Genomic DNA, 18292 nt, shown 5'->3' on the forward strand with positions numbered 1-18292 from the left:
CAGGCACCCTCCATTGAGAGAGCGTACATGACCAATGTACTAGCGTGACTTCTGATACGAAACACTGGCGGCAAGCGCGTTCACGCGCGAGTCAGAGCCCAGGGCGGCGTGAATTCGGCTGGCGACAAAGCGATTCCCCGCGGCAGAGAGATGCCCGGCCGCCTGGAAGTACGGCGTATCCCCGGCTGAGATGAACTGGGCCTCGAGTTCCTCGCCCGGCAGTTGCCGGAAGTCCGGAACGAGATCGATGAAGATCGCCCCGGTACGGGCCGCCGTATCGCGCAGCAAGGCGCTCCAATAGAGGTAGGTCGGGGTGTTTGCGAAGCAGTCATCGTGGAGCGGCAAGTACACGACTGCGAAGACTCGATTGCGCTGCTGGTGTGCGTGGGCGAGCTGTTCGACGAGAGCCTGGACAATCGCCGGAAGGTACGACGCCGACAGAACCTCGCTCTCCGCCGCGGGCCGGCGCAAAGAGCGCGCCACCTCGGTGAGCCGCAGCAACCGCACCCCCGAGACCAGGGGGTAGATCCCGGGGTAACGCCAGATGCTCGACCGTCGAGGCACGGGCGTGTTCTTCGTCAGCAGTCGACCGTGCTCGAGCGCGAGTACCGGCTTGCCGAATCCGAGTGTCTCGGTCTGCTGCATGCGCTCGAACATCAAGCCATCGAATACCAGCAGCTGGATGTCATCTTCAAGGATCGCGCCGTCGCGCATGTACCAGAGGTACGCCTGGTCGGCGCCATAGCCGCCCTGCCCCATATTCACCGGCTCTATGAGCGGATCGATCCGCGCCAGCCGGTTGCACCAGGCATCCTCGGTGTCCACCCCGTAGCCGAACGTGAAAGAGTCGCCGGAACAGACGACCCGGATCTTGCCGGGCGGCGGCCCGGGCGCGATTTCCGCCGCGCCACGGAACCCGCGGGCGTTGGTGGCCACGCCGCGACCTGGCCCATACAGATCTGCGGCGCGGACGTTTCGCCTGGCAACCCACCCGAGATCGGGATCGTAGGTGCAATAGCGCCACTCGGCGACGGGAAGGCTTTCGCGCGCCGCCCGGAATGCGTGCAGAAGGCTCGCGGCCCCTTCGAGGAACACGACGACGCTCACCCCGAACGCGACACCTCCGAGCGCCAGCGCAAGGCGCGGCACACGCCGGACCGCGCGCGGCGCGGACGCGCCTTGTTCGCGCACATCACTCGGCATGTTGCGATTCTCCGCGCTGGATGCAGACGTGTCAATCAGCCTCGGAAGGCGGGACCGCCGACCGTTGACTTCCGGGCGCCTCCGGCCAGACAATCGCGGCCGTCCATGAGGGAACACTACGTCATCGCCGACGCTGGCATCGGCGGCCTCGCGGTCGCGCATCGCCGTGCCGCATGCGCCGGGACGCCGCCCCGCTTCTTTGCGGCGTTCCGGATACGCAGGCCGATCGCCAGGATCGGCTACTCGATCTTCCTCTATCGGACCGACCAATGAGGCGCCTTCCCTGGCCCGTCGTCTACGGCGGCGCCGTCGCCCTGTTCTTCACCTCCGTCAAGCTCTTCGACCCCGACCTCTGGTGGCACCTCGCCAGCGGGCGGCTGATCCTCGCGCGCGGGCTGCCGACCATGAACACCTTCTCGCACACCTGGCCCAACTACCCGTGGCGCATCACCGAGTGGGCCTTCGACGCGCTGCTCGCCCTCGCCGACCGCGCCCTGGGACTCACCGGGGTGGAGCTGGTGCCGGCGGTACTGGTGGCGGCGGCGTTCCTGCTGACCTGGGACACCATCCGGCGGCGCTGCGCCGGAGCAACGCCGGCAGCGTTCCACCTGCTGCTGCCGCTGGCGGCCGCGGCCTCGTGGTATCGCTTCACGCCCCGCCCGCACCTCGTCACCTACGTCGGCCTGGCCCTGCTCCTGAACCTGCGCGAGCGCAGGCTCCGGCGGCCGGCCCTCGCACTGTTCGTCGTCGCCTGCGTCTGGGCAAACTGCCACTCGGGCGTCGTGTTCGGCGCCGCGGCGGCCATGCTCGTCGCCCTTGCCACGCTGCTGCAGGGAGAGCGCGACCGCGCGCGCCGGGAGGCGGTCGCGGCCGCCGCGTTCCTGGCGGGCTCGCTGGTCAACCCCAACGGCTGGTACCCCTATCAGGACGCGGTGTTTCACCTGGGCGTCACCAGCGTGCTCCCCTTGAACGAATTCCGCCGGGCGAACCTGCACGATGACCCGTTCTTCTTCCTGCTCGCCGCCATGGCGATCGCGGCGATCCCGGCCCACTGGAAAAGGCGGCGCTTTCTGGACCCGCTTCTGGTGGTCGCGTTCCTCCCGGTGGCGATCTTCGCGATGCGCGTCATCCCGAAGTTCGCCATGGTGGCGCTGCCTGGGCTGATCCAAGCGCTCGAGGAGGCGCGGCTGGGGTTGCAGGCGCGACGGCGCGGCGCGACGGCCGCGGCCGCCCTGTGCCTGCTTGGCGTGGTATCGGCGTCCGCGGTGGCGCTGGAGGCACGGTCGGTCTTCGTCATCAACCGCTTCGGCTGGGGCGTCAACTGGAAGCACCTGCCCGAGGGGGCCGCGCGCTTCGTCGAGGACAACGATCTCGCCGGGAAGATGTACAACGACTTCGCGCAGGGCGGCTACCTGATCTGGCGGCTCTGGCCCCGGCGGCCGGTGTTCCAGGACGGACGCGTACCCTTCTACCCGCCGGCGTTCTTCCGCGAGATCCTCGACGCCTTTGGCGATCCGCGCGGCGGCCCATGGCAGGCGCTCATGGACCACTACCAGGTCGAGTATGCCATCGTGGACCGCATGCCCTTCGGCGACGGCCTCGACGCAGGCTCGCGCTTCGCCGCGATCGGCTGGGTGCCGGTGTACATGGACGGGGTCTCCTACGTCTATCTCCGGCCGTCGTCGCTCAACAGGGACGTCGAGCGGGAGCATGGGCTGATGTACCTGGGCTATCGGGAGTCGCCTGAGGACCTCTTCCTCGCAGGCCAGGTCGCGCCGGAGGAAGTGCGCCGGGAAGTGGCCGGCATCGACCCCGGCCGCCTCATCCTCCTCGAGGACTTCCGCGGCCTGACCATGGCCGCGCTGGGCGCCGGCGACACGGCGCTGGCGGCGCGCTTTCTCAGTGAGGGGATGCGGCAGTACCCGAGCGACCCGTTCCTCGGGTCAGTGGCGCAGCGGCTCGCCGCTCGGCCGGAGCGCCGCCCGCCGCCGGCGCGCTGAGCCCCGTCCCGGACGCCGGCGAGACGTCAGAACCCGACTTCGACCAGGGAGAGCGGCCGGTTGCTGATCGGCGCAACGGCGACGACGGTGCCGGCCCGCACGCCGACAAGTGATCCCGGCTCCAAGGGGACGTTGGCGCCGGGGAGCGACACGAAGCCGGTCCCGGCCGCCACGTAAAAGAGCGCGTTGCGGGTGAGCGTCCAGCGCTGCCCGGCGGCGATGTCGACCCGCGCGAGCCCGACCGCCGCGGCGAAGGGCAGCTTCCGCCGGACGATCCCCCCCGGGCCGACCGCCGCGGCCTGGCCGAGGTGCTCGACGGTCGGGGACGGCCCGCCCACCGCCCGCGGGTCATCCGGCGTCAGATAGAGATTGCCGGTGAACGGCGGCGACGAGATCACCAGTGTGGCGAGGTGCCCGCCGGATGTCGTGTTGAAGAAGGCGTGGCTGCTCCCCGGAGGGCTGATCACGATGTCCCCGGGCGCCACGGTGAACGAGCTGGCACGCGATTTCTTTCCAGAGGCGGCCGGCGGCCCGCTCCTGACCTCGCCGGTCCCCGCGACGATGACGGCCGCTTCGTAACCCTTGCCGTGCAGGTGCAGGGGACAGTGCTGCCCCGGCCCCATGATGTGCATGTGGACGCCGAACGCGGGGGTCCCGAAATACGTCTCGCTGAGATCGGTGTTCTCGGGCGCTTCGGCCACCAGCCGCTTGACGTCCTGCGCCGGACTGGCGAACAGCAGGAGGGCCGATTCTCCCGTCGGGGCGGCGGGCGCGCGCTGCGGTCCCGCGAACAGGACAAGTGGCGCCAGGAAGGCCACAGCCGCAGCCAGCCGAGTCGTGCGCTTCGACATCGGGGACGACTGTAGTCCCGCGCGCTCGACGGTGTCAACGACGAGCGGCGGACGGCGCGGGGCGCGAGGCGCGGGGGGAAACGGCGTGGTAGCATTCATGAATGATGTCACTGACGAAGGGCCGCGCTGCAATCGCAGTCCTCTTCCTGCTCGCCTTCGTCGTCTACGCCAACACCTGGCACAACCAGTTTTCCGGGGACGATGCGGCGGTGATCGCGCACGACGCGAGGATCCGGACGCTCGCCCGCGTCCCGGAGATCTTCACCCACGATTACTGGAGAATCCCGGGGTCGAACCTCTACCGGCCGCTGACGCTACTCACCCTCTCGGCGAACTACTTCGTCTCCGGTGAGTCCCCCTGGAGCTACCGCCTCGTCAACCAGCTCCTGCACTGCTGCAACGTCGTCCTTCTCTTCCGCCTGCTCGGCCTCTTCCCCTTCGCCAACCCCGCCCTGCCCTTCCTGGCGGCAGCCCTCTTCGCCGTCCACCCGGCAGCGACCGAGGCCGTCGACCTGGTCGTCGGCCGCGCGGAGTTGCTTTCGTTCCTCTTCGCGATCGCCGCCCTGCACCTGTACTGGACGCGGGCGGCCGGCAGGTGGCGGCTGCACCTCTCGGCCGCAATGTTCCTGCTCGCCCTGCTCTCGAAGGAGACGGCAATCGTCCTGCCCCTGCTCGTCCTGGCACACAGCTTTTTCTTCGAGGGCGGGAGGTTCAGAGCCACGCTCAGGACGCTGGCCGGACACTGGGGAGCGCTCCTGGCATATCTCGCCGTCAGGTACGCCGTCCTTGGCGCCCTCGGCCCGGCGCCGGGCGCGCAATTCTTCGACGGAATCCCGCGGACCGCGGTCGCCTTCACGATGGCGAAAGGGATCGCCTATTACTGGCGCATCGTCTTCTGGCCGAAGGATCTCGAGGTCTACTACGACTTCAACACGATCTCGCTGGCAACGTCGTTCGCCGAGCCCGCGGTCGCGCTGTCGGCCCTGTTTCTCGCGGGACTGGTCGCCGGGGCGTGGTTCCTGCGGACGCGGAACACGACGCTGGCCTTCTTCATCCTCTGGCCGTTCATCTGCTTGCTCCCTGTCACGAACGTCGTCATCCCGACCGGCGTCCTCGTCGCTCTCAGGGTGATGTACCTGCCCCTCGGAGGCTTCAGCGTCGTCCTCGCGTCGCTGCTGCTGGGCGCCCGGTCGGCGCTCACGAGGATCGCACCTGCCGTGCGGACGCCCCTGGTAGCGGCAGCCTCGAAGGCCGTCTTCCTCGGTGTCCTCGCCCTCCTGGGAATCCTCACGCTTCGACGCAACGCCGATTGGCTGGACACGGAGACGCTCTTTCGGCGGGAGCTCGAGATCTCGGCGAACGATCCGCACGCCATGGCCGTCTACGCGGGCGCCCTCCCGCCGCAGGAGGCAAGACCCCTGGCACTCCGGGTCGTGCGCGAAGCCCCCACGGACCCTTTCAACCACCTGCTGCTCGGGACCATCTACGAGCGCACGGGGGACACCGCCGCGGCCGAGGCCGAATACCGCCGCGCCCTGGAGCTGCAGCCGCTCGCGGATGCCCACGCCGCCCTCGGCGCCCTCTTCACCGGCTCGGACAGGCTCGACGAGGCCGAGGCGGAGTTGCGGGCCGCCCTCGCGCTCAACCCCTCGCTGCTCGGGGCGTACGAGAACCTGGGGACGGTCCTGCTCGCGAAGGGCGAGCGGGAGGCGGCCCGCGGCATGGCGCGCAAGGCCCTGGAGGTGGATCCACGATCGGCCGGCGCCTACAACCTCCTCGGCAACGTCTACCTCGAGGCGGCGGACTACGCACGCGCGGCGGATGCGTACCAGAGGGCCGCGGCGTTGATGCCGCAGATGTACCCTGCGCTGTTCAACCTCGCCGTCGCGCTCGAGAAGCTGGACCGCGGCAGGGCGATCGACGCCTGGCGCCGCTACATTGCCGTCGCAGAGGCCGCCGGCGTGGAGGCGGACTGGGTGCGAAGGGCGCGGGAGCGGCTGACCTCCCTCCAGGCCGAAGGCAATTGACCGCAGTCCTCTTCCTATAGAATGGCCGTCATGAGCGGCGCCGACGGACGTCTCGGGCCGGCCCTCCCCCGCCCGACGCGCTCGGGAGGGGATCGCCGGTGGCTCGCGGCGGCGATGGCGCTGCTGGTCGCCACGGCGACCGTGGCGGCCTTCTTCCCGGTCGGCGGCGCCGGCTTCCTCGGCTACGACGACCCCCACTACGTCACCGGGAACGAGGTCGTCCAGAAGGGCCTTCACGCGGCCGGGGTCCGTTGGGCCCTGACGTCATTCCTCGCCGCCAACTGGCACCCGCTGACCTGGATCTCGCACATGCTGGACGTCTCGCTCTTCGGCATGAGCCCCGGGGCGCACCACCTCGTAAACCTCGGCATCCACGTCGGGACGTCCGTTCTGCTCTTCGTCCTGCTCCGCGGCATGACGGGCGCCCCGTGGCCGAGCTTCCTGGCGGCCGCCCTCTTCGCGGTCCACCCCCAGCGCGTGGAGTCCGTCGCCTGGGTCAGCGAACGCAAGGACGTGCTCTCCGTGCTCCTGGGCATGGTCACGCTGGCGGCCTATCTGCGCTACGTGAGGCGCCCCGGCACCGGGCGTTTCCTGGCGGTCGCCGGCTTCCTTTCGCTCGGCCTGATGGCCAAGCCGATGCTGGTGACGCTGCCCTTCGTCCTGCTGCTGCTCGACTGGTGGCCGCTCGGCCGGTTTCGCGCGGCACCGTGCCAGGGCCGGCACGCCGGCGGGGCCGCCGTCCGCCTGGTCGTGGAGAAGACCCCGCTCATGCTGCTCGCCGCCGCCTCGAGCGCCGTGACCTACCTGGCGCAGCACCACGGCGGGGCCATCATCTCGGCCGGCCTTTTCCCGCCCGCGGCACGCATGGAGAACGTGCTGATCTCCTACCTGCGGTACGTATACACGTTCTTCCACCCGCTCGACCTCATCCCGTTCTACGTGCATCCGCGCACCACGCTTCCTCTGCTGACGCTGGCGGCCAGCCTGGCGTTCCTCGTGCTCGTCACGGCCCTGGCCGTCGCCCGGCGCGGCCGTCACCCCTGGCTGCTGACCGGCTGGCTGTGGTACCTGGGCGTGCTCGTCCCGGTCCTCGGCCTGGTCCAGGTCGGCCTCCAGGGCATGGCGGACCGCTACAGCTACCTGCCGAGCGTGGGCCTCTGCCTCGCGGTCGTCTGGGAGATCGCGGCGCTGGCCGGTCCGGTCCGTCGCGCAAAGGCCGCCGCCGTCGCAGCGGGCGTCGTTGCCGTGGCAGCGCTGCTCGCCTGCACGCGGTTGCAGTCCGCCTATTGGAGGGACACGATCACCCTCTTCACGCGCGTCGTGACCGTCGACCCGAGGAACTTCACGGGCTTCAACATGCTGGGGGCGGAGTACCTCCTGCGCGGAGAGCCCGCGAAGGCGGTGCCCCTCCTCCGCAGGTCGGTGGAGATCTGGCCCGCCTACCAGGACGGGCGCTACAACCTGGGGCTCGCGCTCGCGCGGCTCGGCCAGACCGAGGAGGCCATCGCGCAGTTCGAGGCGAACCTGCGGGTAAACCCGCGGGACGTCGAGACCCTCTTGAACCTGGGGCGGGGGCTCGCGAAGCTCCGCCGTTTCCCCGAGGCGCTGCGGCGTTTCGACGCCGCGCTCGCGCTGGCGCCCGACGAGCCGTCGGTGCTCTTCGAGCGCGGCCTCGTCCACGTGGAGCTCGGGCAGATTTCCGCGGCGGCGGACGACTTCGGCCGCGTCCTCGAGCTGGACCCGGCGTGCGTCGAGGCGCGCGAGAACCTCGATCTCGCGCGGCGGATCACGCGCGGGGACGGCACGGCGCCGCCCGGAGGATCAGGAGAACTGCCAGCGGCAGCAGCGGCAGGAAGACCCGGTCGAAGGTGACCTGGATCTGCAGCGCCGGGTCCCGCCAGGGGGTGAACAGGTAGACCGCGGCGATCGCCGCGCCGTAGAGCGCGCACGTCGCGACCAGCAGCAACCCCTGGGGATCGGAACGCGCCCCGCGCCGCCAGACCAGGAAGCAGACGATCGGCAACGTCACCCAGATGAGGTGCCAGGTGCCGACGTCGAGGGCGTGGGCCGCCAGTTCCCGCGCCAGCAGCGGCAGGCGCCCGAGCGCCTCCGGCAGGTTCTCCGGCCGCAGCCGCGCCAGGTAGTTCTCGTCGGACACCGGTGGGATGAACCGCACGTGCCACCACCAGACGGACATCAAGGCACACCAGACCGCCGGGAGGCCGAGCAGCGCTGCGAGGTCCCGGCGGCCGCCCCAGCCGCGCGCGAGGAGCACGAGGCCGAGGCCGGCGACCAGCGACGCGGCCAGCACCAGCCCCTCGTTCTTCACCGAGGCGCATCCGAAGAGGTAGACGCCCGCGAGGCAGAGGTCCGCGGCGTGGCCGCGCTCGAGCCAGCGCCAGAGCGCCTGCACGCCCAGCAGCAGGAAGAGGCTCAGCCACAGCTCCACGCCCGCCGCGAAGAGACTGCGCTGCCAGCCCGCCGTGAGGACCAGGAGCAATGCGGCGAGCAGCGCCGCTTGCCGCGATCCCCACGAGCGGGCCATCCGGTACAGTTGCAGCACGCCGAGCAGGGCAGCGAGCGCGGCGACGGCCTGGAAGTGCGCCTCGCGGAAGCGCCCGGCGACCTGCGCGGGAAGCGACGCCAGCCACGGCACCAGCAGCGGATATCGCGGGTGGATGTGCAGCCGGTAGGGGTCGCGGAACGTGTCGGAGACCAGCGTGCGCTCCGCGGCGAGGATCTTGGCCTTGAGCGCCCAGAGGATGCGGGCGTCCCAGTCCAGCAGAGGCGTGGCGAAGAGGAGGGCCAGCAGTGTCGCAAGCACGAACGCCACGGCCAGGGCCGTCCCTTTCTCGCCGAGCGTCCAGGGAGCGGCAGGCGCCGCCCCCTCCGTCCCTTCCGCGCGCCGGCGGCGCAGGAGGCAGGCGCACGCCGCAAGCGTCGGGACCACCGCCAGCCAGGATGCGCCAGCCGGGCGCACCCAGACGCCCCAGAGAAAGACCAGATACGATACGGCCACCCCGAGGCCGATGCTCTCGGCGGCCGCCGGCGGCCACCTTGCGGGCTTGCGGTCCACGTCGGGGCCCCAGCAGCGCAGGAGGAGGAGGCCGGCGCTCCAGAGGGCGACAAGCGGGACGAGCGCGGTCACGGCTGGCGCCGCTCCTGAAACTCCGGGACGAGGGTCCCGTCGACGTCCCGCAGCCACAGGACCCAGTCCACGGCAAAGCTCCCCGGATCGCGCCGCGGGTAGGACGACGGGGGCAGTCGCATGAGGACGTGGTTGTACTCCGGCTCGACATCGACCTGCCAGATCCGCCGCGGATAGAGGTAGTACGGCAGCAGCGCCGGGTCCCATTCCGAGAACAGCAGCAGCGATGCCGTCGGCGGGATGTGGGCGTCCGCGTACGCGAACACCTCGCGGTAGGGGCCGTAGTGCAGGTACTCCTTCGCGTCGGCCGGCCCGTGCCGCCACAGGCTTACCTCGTCGAACCGCCGGCTGCATTCGACGGCGGCGCCGGCGACGGCCGCGAGGAGGAGCACGGCTGCCACCGCGCGGGCGGGCCGCGCAAGCCCCCCGGGGTTGTGGGGGCCCCTCATCGCCGCCCTCCCGCCGCGCGGAAGTGCGCCTCGGCGTCCTCCCGCCGTCCCAGTTGCTCGAGCACCACGCCGAGATTGTAGTGCGCCTGCGCCGCCAGGGGAGACGACAGCACCGACGGCGCCGAGAGATTGTCGACCGCCCCCTGGAGATCGCCGGCCTGGGCGAGGACGACGCCGAGCTGGTACCGGGCCTCGGCAAAGCCCGGGTCCTGCGCGATGGCCTCGCGCAGGTGCGCCGCAGCCTCGGGAAAGGCGCCGTGCTTCGCCTGGATCAGCCCGGCCATGAAGTGCGCGAGGGGATAGCGCGGTTCGATCCTCAGCGCCTCTTCCAGGAAGGCCACGGCGCCCCCCCCGCGCCCGAGGTCCTCGAGAAAGAGCCCCGTGGCGTACGCCTGCCGGGCGCCGTCGCGGGCCAGGCGCACGGATTCGCGCAGGTGGGACAGCGCCTCGTCGAACCTGCCCTCCTCGGCCAGGATCTGCCCGATCCGGAAGTGCGAGAGCGGGTCCCTCGCGTTCACGGCGAGGGCGTGACGATAGAGGGTGACGCCGTCGCGCCAGTAGCGCACCTGCGCCTCGGTCATCCCCGCCAGCGCTCCCAGCCCTGCGGCCGCGAGCAGGAGCGCCGCGGCGACGTGACGGCGCAGGTGCGGCCCCGGGACGCTCCATGTCGCGGCGACGAGCACCCCGATGAGGGGCAGGTACGTGTACCGGTCGGCCCTCGCCTGGCCGCCGACCTGGACGAACCCGAGCACCGGCACCAGCATCCCGAGGAACCAGAGCCAGCCGATGAGCAGCCACGGCCGCCGTTGCCGCTCGCGGAAGGCGAGCCCGCACGCCGCCGCCAGGAGCACGGCCGCCCCGACGACGCGCTGCCACGGTATGCCGTCCTGGGGGTAGGGGTAGAACGCCGCCAGCCCTGCCGGCCACAACGCCTTGCCGAGGTATGCGACATAGGACGTCAGGGCGTTTCCCAGCCGGTCCGCCGCGTCCGCGGCCCCCAGCGAGGCCACCGCCCCGCCGCGCGCTTGAGCCGCCAGCGTCAGCAACGCGTCGAGGACGCTCAGCGCGAGCAGGGGCAGCTTCTCGCGCACGAGCGGCCGGAGGCTCGCGAGGTATTCCGCGGTGCGGCCGCGAGTGGACGCCCTCCCGAGCGGCCAGTGGTCGAGGAGCAGCAGCAGCGCCGGCACCGTCACCAGCATCGGCTTGCTCATGAGCCCGAGGGCGAAACTCGCGGTGACCCAGTGGAAGGACCGCTCTCCCGGGCGCCGGACGTGCCAGAGATAGGCCGCGACGGTCAGGAGGAAGAACGCGCCGGACAGCAGGTCCTTGCGCTCGGCGACCCACGCCACGGATTCGACGCGCAGCGGATGGAGCGCGAAGACGGCTGCCACGAGGGCGCCGCGCCAGACGGCGCCCGTGAGCCTCGCCAGCAGCGCAAGCAGGAGGACGGCGTCCAGGACATGGAAGGCGGCGTTGACGAGGTGATGGCGTCCCGGTGCCGGGCCGAAGAGCTGCACGTCCAGCATGTGGGACACCCACGTCACCGGGTGCCAGTTGGCGTTGTCGAGGGAGGTCAGCGCCCACCACAGCCCCTTCGCGGTCACCCCCTGGAGGACAACGGGGTTCTTCGAGACGTAGGCGCGGTCGTCGCCCGGGATGAACGGGAGGTTGTGCACCTGCGCGTAGGCGGCGACCGTCATGGCCGCCAGGATCAGCGCGAGGACGAGCGTGCGCCGGCGGTCCGTGCTCCCGGGTCCGGTGCCCGCCCTAGGCACGGCGCCCCTTGAGGGAGCGGGACGCGAAGAGCGCCAGGGTCGACGCCCCGAAGAGCGTGCACCCGATCCAGAAGAGCGGGGCCGCCGGGTCGCGCGAGACCTGGACGCCCACGTACTCGCTGCCGAACTCGTCGCGTCCCCAGCCGGTGAGGAAGACGCTCGTCCCGCGGTGGGCCAGTCGCCCGTTCATGCGCAGCCACCCCTGCTTGACCTCCCGACCTCCTTCGAGGACCGCAACGCGGACGCCGACGGACTTCAGCTCCCGGCGGTACGCCACGACCGAGCCCCGGTATGCCCCGAGCGACACCGGCGGCGCGCCCTCGCGAAGCACCAGCTCGGCAGCATCGCGACGGCCGTCGTGTTCGACGGTGAGGCGCACCGTGCCGCTCCCCGCGTCGAGGCCCTGCACCGACACGGTCAGGGAGCCGTCCGGGAGCCGGGCCGGCCGCCCCTCGGCCAGCTCGAGGAGCGCGACCTTGCTTCCGGCCGCGTCCCGGATGCCCATTCTGAGCTGGAGGGGGTAGAACTCCTCGGTGCGCTCGCGGGCCAGCAGCGTGAAGCCCAGCGGCACGTCCGCCTTCGTCCGCGGGTCATAGGCGCTCGAGGTCTCCACGCCAACGAACAGGTACTGCGTGCCGACGAACCCCCACAGCGCCTTGCCCACGCCGCCGGCCATCACGCAGATCAGGGAAAGGTGAAGGACGAGGTCCGAGCAGGTCAGGACCCACCCCAGGCGGGCCGCGTGCGCGCTCCGGGCGCGGAAACGCCGCCAGGTGCAGAGGGCGACGTTCACCGCAAGCAGGGCCACGACGGCCACGAAGGGCGGGCTGCGGTACCCGTCCAGGAGCCCCACCGCCCGCGCGAACGCCGGGAACCCGGCGCCGAAGGTCTCGCGATAGAACTGCTCAGCCCGGTCCGCGGGCACGAGCGTGCCGGGGACGCTGAACAGCGCGCACAGCAGCATCAGCGCCAGCGCCAGCTTTATCGAGTGGGCCTGCTCCCACGCCCGCCGCAGCATACCCGATTCTCGGGGCAGGTCGCGGGGTTGTCAACGCCGCCGGCGCTCGTCTCCGGGGCACGGGCCGGCCCGCCCGGCATTCGCTATACTTGCGCCCATGCCGCCCGCCGCTGCCCGCCCCTCCGACCGACGTGCCCGGGTCCTCGGCGTCGCGGGGATCGCCATCCTCGCGCTGGCCGCGTTCTGGCCGATCGGGCGCCACGAGTTCCTCGACTGGGACGACGGCATCTACGTCCGCGACAACGACATGGTGCGTGGCGGCCTGACGCTGGCGGGACTGCGCTGGGCCTTCACCGCGCTCGAGGGCGGGAGCTGGCACCCGCTGACCTGGCTGTCCCACATGCTGGACGTGCAACTCTTCGGGCTCGACGCGGGCGCGCATCACCTCACGAGCCTCGTGGCGCACCTGGCGGCATCGCTCGCGCTCGTCATCGTCCTCGGGCGGCTCACCGGGAGGGTCTGGCCCGGCGTCCTGGTCGGCGCGCTCTTCGCCGTGCATCCCCTGCACGTCGAGTCCGTGGCGTGGCTCTCGGAGCGCAAGGACGTGCTGTCGGCGCTCTTCTGGATGCTCACGATCGCCGCGTATGAGCGTTTCGTTCGCCGTCCCGCCAGGGCGCGCTACCTCGTCCTGATCTTCGTCTTCTGCCTCGCGCTGATGACAAAGCCGATGGTGGTGACCCTCCCCCTCGTGCTGTTGATCCTGGACTACTGGCCCCTCGGAAGGCTCCATGACCGCGGCGCGGCGCCGCTCCTGCGGGAGAAGCTGCCCCTGTTCGCGCTGGCGGCTGCCGGCGCCGTCGCGACCGTCGCGGCGCAGGCCGTCGCGGGAAAGACGGTGGCCACGCTGACGGTGCTCCCGCTGCCGCTGCGCCTGGCGAACGCGGCGACGAGCGCCGCGGCCTACCTGAGGGACATGGTCATCCCCCGGAACCTCGCGTTCTACTATCCGTATCCCATCGACGGCGTCCCGCCCGCCGCGATCGGCGGGGCGGTCGCGCTCCTCGCGGGGTGCTCGCTGCTGGCGCTGTGCCAGCGTCGCGCGCGGCCGTTCCTCCTGGCGGGATGGCTCTGGTACCTCGTGACGCTGCTGCCGGTGATCGGCATCGTCCAGGTCGGGATGCAGGCCCGCGCCGACCGGTACACCTATCTTCCGCTCGTGGGCATCTTCGTGCTCCTCGCGTGGGGCGGCGCGGACCTTGCGTCGCGATCCGCCGGCAGGCGCGTCGCATTCGCCGCCGCCGGCGTCCTGGTCGCGCTCCTCTGCGCCGCGCTCGCACGGGGGCAGGTCGGTTCGTGGCGGGACACGGAGACCCTGACGCGCCGGGCGATCGCCGTGACGGCCGGGAACTGGGTGGCCCACGTGAACCTCGGCCAATACCTCATGCGCCAGGGGCGCGACGAGGAAGGGCTGCAGCAGTACCGCGAGGCGGCCGCGCTCGTCCCGGCGCGCGCCGAGCGCCACTTCCAGCGCGGTCTGCGGCTCGCGGGCGAGGGCCGGGACCGGGAGGCGGCGGCCGAGTACGCCCGCGCAGCCGAGCTCTTCCCTCCCTTCGTCATGGCGAACTTCTCCCTCGGCCTGCTGGAGGCGAGACAGGGCGACGTGGCATCGGCCTCCCTGCACCTGCGGGCGGCCATCGCCTACCGGCCCGACTTCGTCGAAGCGCACTTCGAGCGGGGGGTGCTCATCGCGCAGGCCGGCGAGTGGGAGGAGGCCGCGGCGCACTTCTCGGAGGTTCTCCGCTACCGCCCCGACTTCCCCGGGGCCCGCCACAACCTCCAGGTCGTCCTCGAGGGGCTCGGCTATGGGCCGGATTACGTCGACCAGTTCCTGCAAAACCGCGGGGGGCACCCGGACGTGCAGCGCTGGAGCGCGCCCTGATGCACCTGCCGCGCACGACGGACCGACGGCGACTCCTCGTCGCCTGCCTCCTGGTCTTCTCCGCGGCGACAATCCTCTACCTCCCGGCGACGCGTTACCCGTACAACCTGCTCGACGACCGCGCCCTCGTCACGCAGAACCCTCTCGCCCGCAGCGTCGGCGGGCAGACGCCGGGCGGCCTCTTCTCCGTCCACGAGGGCTACTGGATCCCCGTCACCTGGCTCTCCTTCAGCATCGAGCAGTTGGTGGCCGGCGGGAGCCCCGGACTCTCCCACGGCACGAACGGGCTCCTGCACGCCGGCAACGCCGTCCTGCTGCTGCTGCTCCTGGCGCGGCTGACCGGCAGGATCGCGCCTGCGTCCCTCGTGGCCGCGGCCTTCGCCGTGCACCCCGCCGGCGTCGAGGCGGTGGCATGGATCTCCTCGCGCAAGGACGTCCTCTCGACCTTCCTCGCGCTCTTGTCGCTCCACGCGTATGTCGCCTGGACCCGCCGGCCCCGCGCCGGCTTCGCCGCCGGCGCGCTCGCTCTCTTCGTGGCGAGCGTCCTGGCCAAGCCGATGCTGGTCCTGCTGCCCGTACTCCTGCTGCTGCTGGATTTCTGGCCGCTGGGGCGCTGGCGGTCGGAGCGGCCGGCCGCGCTGGCCGCCGCGAAGTTCCCTTTCGCCGCCGTCGGCGCCGCGGTCGCCGCGGTGTATCTCCTGACCCAGAAGAGCCATGTCACGGGCCTGGCGATCGTCGGCCTCGGTTCCCGGCTCGCCCACGGCCTGGTCGCGCCACTCTTCTACCTGGGCATGCTGCTGCGGCCCGCCGACCTCGCCTTCATCTACCCGATCCGCGAGCACCCCTACCCGCTCTGGCTGGTGCTCCTCACGCCCTGCCTCGTTGCCGCGGCCACGTGGTGGGCCGTGCGCGAGCGGCACCGCTTCCCCTGGGTACTCGCGGGCTGGTTCTGGTACCTCGCGACGCTCGCGCCCGTCTCGGGGTTCGTGCAGGCGGGTGTCACGATCGTGATGGACCGCCTCGTCTACGTGCCGGGGATCGGCATCCTGCTGCTCGCGGCGGGGGCGCTCGGCGCGGCGCTCGGCGGCGCGACGGACAGGCGACGGCTCGCCATCGCCGCCGCCTGCGTGGCCGGCATCGCCATGCTCGCTGCAATGCAGAGCCGGCAACTCTCGTACTGGCGGGACGACGAGACGCTCCTCTCCCGAACCGTCGAGGTCGCGCCGGACAGCGGCATCGCCCAGTGGAACCTCGCGATCACCCTCCTCCAGAAGGGAAACCGGGACGGGGCGCTGGAGCACGCCCGAGCGGCGCGCCTGGCCGCCCGCGGGGACGGCGAGATCATCTACAACGCGGGCCTGGTGCTCGACAACCTCGGCCGGTTCGAGGAGGCCGCGGAGGCGTTTCGGGAAGCCATCGCCCTCGGCGACCCGAGCGCGCGGGTGCGGGCGGCCCTGGGCGTAGCCCTCGGCAGCACGGGGCGGATCGAAGAGGGGCTGCCGTTCCTGGAGGAGGCCCGAAGGCTCGACCCGCGCTCGAGCGAGGTCGCCTTCAACCTCGGCGTGGCGCTGCTGCGGCTGGGCCGGCCGGCGGAGGCGCTCGCGCCCCTTTCCGCGGCGGCAGCCCTCTCTCCCGGCGATCACCGCGCTCTCTTCAACCTCGGGATCGCCCTCCAGGGCGCCGGCCGACCCGCGGAGGCGGCGGACCGCTTCGCGGAGGTCCTCCGCATCGCACCCGGCCTCGACGCCGCGCGCCGGCACCTCGCCGAGGTCCGGGAAGTGCTCGGGCGGAACGCAGCCGCGGGGGACGCACGGTGACGACCCGCGCCGACCTGCGCTTCCTCGGCTCGATCCTCGCGTCGAATTTCCGCCGGCTGGCCCATCCCTTCAAGATCTCGTTCGCGGTCACCTACCGCTGCAACATGCGCTGCGCGATGTGCAACATCTGGCGCAAGACGCCGGCCGGCCGCGAGCTGGACGCCGCCGAGATCGACCGGTTCTTCCGGCACGCGACGGGCGCCTACTGGGTGGGCATCACCGGGGGCGAGCCCTTCCTGCGCGAGGACCTGCCGGAGATCATCGACAGCGTCTGCCGCCACTCGCGCCGCCTGCGTTCCATCCACTTCGCGACGAACGGGTCGTTCGGAGAGCGCGCCGTCGCGGCGGTCGGACGCATCCACGGGCACCTGCCGCGCCTGCCGGTCGTCGTCACCGTCAGCATCGACGGGCCGCGCGAGCTGCACGACCGGATCCGCGGCAGGAGCGGCGCCTGGGACGCGGCGGTCGCCACGTTCACGCGGCTGAAGGCGACGCCGGGCGTCAAGGCGCAGGTCGGCTTCACGCTCTCGCACGCCAACGTCGGCCGGTTCGAGGACGCCCTGGGCGCGCTGCGCGCCGCCTTCCCCGCCCTGCGCTTCGACGACGTCAACGTCAACATCTTCCAGCGCTCCTCCTTCTACTACGAGAACCTGGAGGTCCCGCGGCCCGACCCGGGGCTGCTGGCCGCGCAGATCGAGTGCATCCTGGCCCTCGACGGCGGGGAGGCCTCGATCCACAACTTCCTGCGGCGGCGCTACCTGCGCCTCCACGACAGCTTCGCCCGGACCCGCCGGTGCCCGCTCACGTGCCAGGCGCTCTCCTCGACGTGCTACGTCGACCCGTCCGGGGACCTCTACCCCTGCGCCGTCTACCGGAGGCGTCTCCTGAACGTCCGGGAACTCGATGCGCCGCTGGAGCAGGCCTGGTCGTCCGAGCAGGCGCACCGCATCGCCTTCGAGTGCTCCCACGACCAGTGCCCCGGGTGCTGGAATCCCTGCGACGCCTTCAGCGCCATCGGCGGCTCGCTCGTGCGCGCGGCGCTCGGCAGACCCCGGCGATGAGAACGCCGCATGTGGACCGCATTCGCAGGAGTCTCGGGCTGCTCGGCGCCGTCGCGGCCTCGAACTTCCGGCGCCTGCGCCACCCGACGACGCTCTCGTTCGCGGTCACCTGGCGCTGCAACCTGCGCTGCCGGACGTGCAACATCTGGCGTCGCGCGCCGACGGACGGGGAGCTGACGCCGGCGCAGGCCGACGACTTCTTCCGCCGCACGGACGGCTTCCGCTGGGTGGGCCTCACGGGCGGGGAGCCGCTCCTGCGCCCCGACCTCGCGGCGATCGTCGACGCCGCCGCCCGCTGCCGCACCCTGGACACCATCCAGATCAACACCAACGGGCAGCTCCGCGAGGCGGCGCTCGCGCTGCTCGAACACGTCCGCCGGCGCCATCCCCGCCTGCGCGTGGTCCTCACGGTGAGCGTCGACGGACCGCCCGATGTCCACAACCGCATCCGCGGCAAGGCGGGTGCCTGGGAGCGCGCCGCCGCAACGTTCGTCGCCGCCAAATCGGTCCGCGGCGTCAAGGCGCAGGTCGGCTACACGATCTGCGCCGACAACCTTGGCCGATTCGCGGCCGCGTACGAGGCGCTGCGCTCGGCGTGGCCGGCCCTGCGCTTCGACGACGTCAACGTGAACGTCTTCCAGACCTCGGGCCACTACTACGGCAACGAGGGGATGGCCCCGCCGGATGACACCGCCCTGTTCCGCGAGATCGACGCCATTCTCGCGCTGGACCGCGACCGCCCCAGCGTGAACAACGCCCTGCGCCGGCGCTACCTGCGTCTCTACCAGCGCTACCTCGCCGAGCGCCGCAGCCCGCTGCGCTGCCAGGCGCTCTCGGTGACCTGCTTCCTCGACCCGGCGGGCGACCTCTACCCGTGCGTCGTCTTCCCGAGGGTCCTGGCGAACGTGCGTTCGCTGGAGGGGGGCCTGCGCGACCTGTGGGGTACGGCGGCGGCCCGGGCATTGCACCGGCAGTGCTCGAGCGGCGGATGCCCGGCCTGCTGGAGCCCCTGCAACGCGTTCAGCGCCATCGGCGGCTCGCTCCTGCGGGCGGCGTTGACCTGA

14 protein-coding genes are annotated in these 18292 nt (G+C 71.6%); 8 read left to right on the forward strand and 6 right to left on the reverse strand.

Annotated elements, in window-relative coordinates:
• Positions 1-39 precede the first annotated feature (39 nt).
• Positions 40-1203, reverse strand: a complete 1164-nt coding sequence (locus VI078_01720; GenBank protein HEY5998006.1) for a hypothetical protein — start codon at positions 1201-1203, stop codon at positions 40-42.
• 105 nt (positions 1204-1308) lie between these two features.
• On the opposite strand from VI078_01720, the gene VI078_01725 reads away from it, so the two are divergent.
• Both VI078_01725 and VI078_01730 read left to right on the forward strand, forming a co-directional pair.
• Positions 1309-1476 (forward strand): hypothetical protein, encoded by a 168-nt coding sequence (locus tag VI078_01725; protein HEY5998007.1) that lies wholly within the window; start codon positions 1309-1311, stop codon positions 1474-1476.
• Complete coding sequence (locus VI078_01730; protein ID HEY5998008.1) at positions 1473-3203, forward strand: hypothetical protein; 1731 nt, start codon at positions 1473-1475, stop codon at positions 3201-3203. Before VI078_01725 ends, VI078_01730 begins: the two co-directional genes overlap by 4 nt.
• A 26-nt stretch (positions 3204-3229) precedes the next feature.
• Here the strand turns inward: VI078_01730 and VI078_01735 are convergent, their stop codons facing one another.
• Positions 3230-4054 carry a cupin domain-containing protein gene (locus tag VI078_01735; GenBank protein ID HEY5998009.1) on the reverse strand — a complete coding sequence of 275 codons (825 nt, stop codon included), beginning with the start codon at positions 4052-4054 and terminating at the stop codon, positions 3230-3232.
• Between the two features lie 101 nt (positions 4055-4155).
• Between VI078_01735 and VI078_01740 the strand changes: the two genes are divergently transcribed.
• A complete protein-coding gene (locus VI078_01740; GenBank protein HEY5998010.1) occupies positions 4156-6081 on the forward strand; it encodes a tetratricopeptide repeat protein in 1926 nt (641 codons plus the stop codon).
• A gap of 30 nt (positions 6082-6111) precedes the next feature.
• Complete coding sequence (locus tag VI078_01745) at positions 6112-7953, forward strand: tetratricopeptide repeat protein (protein HEY5998011.1); 1842 nt, start codon at positions 6112-6114, stop codon at positions 7951-7953.
• Here the strand turns inward: VI078_01745 and VI078_01750 are convergent.
• The 4 genes from VI078_01750 to VI078_01765 are packed head-to-tail and all read right to left on the reverse strand — an operon-like array spanning position 7868 to position 12471.
• Positions 7868-9229 (reverse strand): glycosyltransferase family 39 protein, encoded by a 1362-nt coding sequence (locus VI078_01750; GenBank protein HEY5998012.1) that lies wholly within the window; start codon positions 9227-9229, stop codon positions 7868-7870. The two genes, VI078_01745 and VI078_01750, sit on opposite strands and share 86 nt — an antisense overlap.
• Complete coding sequence (locus VI078_01755) at positions 9226-9678, reverse strand: hypothetical protein (GenBank protein HEY5998013.1); 453 nt, start codon at positions 9676-9678, stop codon at positions 9226-9228. Before VI078_01755 ends, VI078_01750 begins: the two co-directional genes overlap by 4 nt.
• Entirely contained in the window at positions 9675-11453 is a 1779-nt protein-coding gene (locus tag VI078_01760; GenBank protein ID HEY5998014.1) for a tetratricopeptide repeat protein, read from the reverse strand. The genes VI078_01755 and VI078_01760 overlap by 4 nt, the downstream gene beginning before the upstream one ends.
• The gene (locus tag VI078_01765) at positions 11446-12471 is read right to left on the reverse strand and encodes a cytochrome c biogenesis protein ResB (protein ID HEY5998015.1); all 1026 of its coding nucleotides are present in this window, start codon (positions 12469-12471) and stop codon (positions 11446-11448) included. The genes VI078_01760 and VI078_01765 overlap by 8 nt, the downstream gene beginning before the upstream one ends.
• 97 nt (positions 12472-12568) lie before the next feature.
• On the opposite strand from VI078_01765, the gene VI078_01770 reads away from it, so the two are divergent.
• The 4 genes from VI078_01770 to VI078_01785 are packed head-to-tail and all read left to right on the forward strand — an operon-like array spanning position 12569 to position 18292.
• Positions 12569-14350, forward strand: coding sequence for a tetratricopeptide repeat protein (locus tag VI078_01770; GenBank protein HEY5998016.1), 1782 nt, complete (start codon positions 12569-12571; stop codon positions 14348-14350).
• On the forward strand, positions 14350-16167 hold the full coding sequence (locus VI078_01775) for a tetratricopeptide repeat protein (GenBank protein HEY5998017.1): 1818 nt from the start codon (positions 14350-14352) through the stop codon (positions 16165-16167). Before VI078_01770 ends, VI078_01775 begins: the two co-directional genes overlap by 1 nt.
• The gene (locus VI078_01780; protein HEY5998018.1) at positions 16164-17228 is read left to right on the forward strand and encodes a radical SAM protein; all 1065 of its coding nucleotides are present in this window, start codon (positions 16164-16166) and stop codon (positions 17226-17228) included. The genes VI078_01775 and VI078_01780 overlap by 4 nt, the downstream gene beginning before the upstream one ends.
• The gene (locus tag VI078_01785) at positions 17225-18292 is read left to right on the forward strand and encodes a radical SAM protein (protein ID HEY5998019.1); all 1068 of its coding nucleotides are present in this window, start codon (positions 17225-17227) and stop codon (positions 18290-18292) included. The genes VI078_01780 and VI078_01785 overlap by 4 nt, the downstream gene beginning before the upstream one ends.

Source organism: bacterium, assembly GCA_036524115.1.
Lineage (GTDB): Bacteria > JAUVQV01 > JAUVQV01 > JAUVQV01 > DATDCY01 > DATDCY01.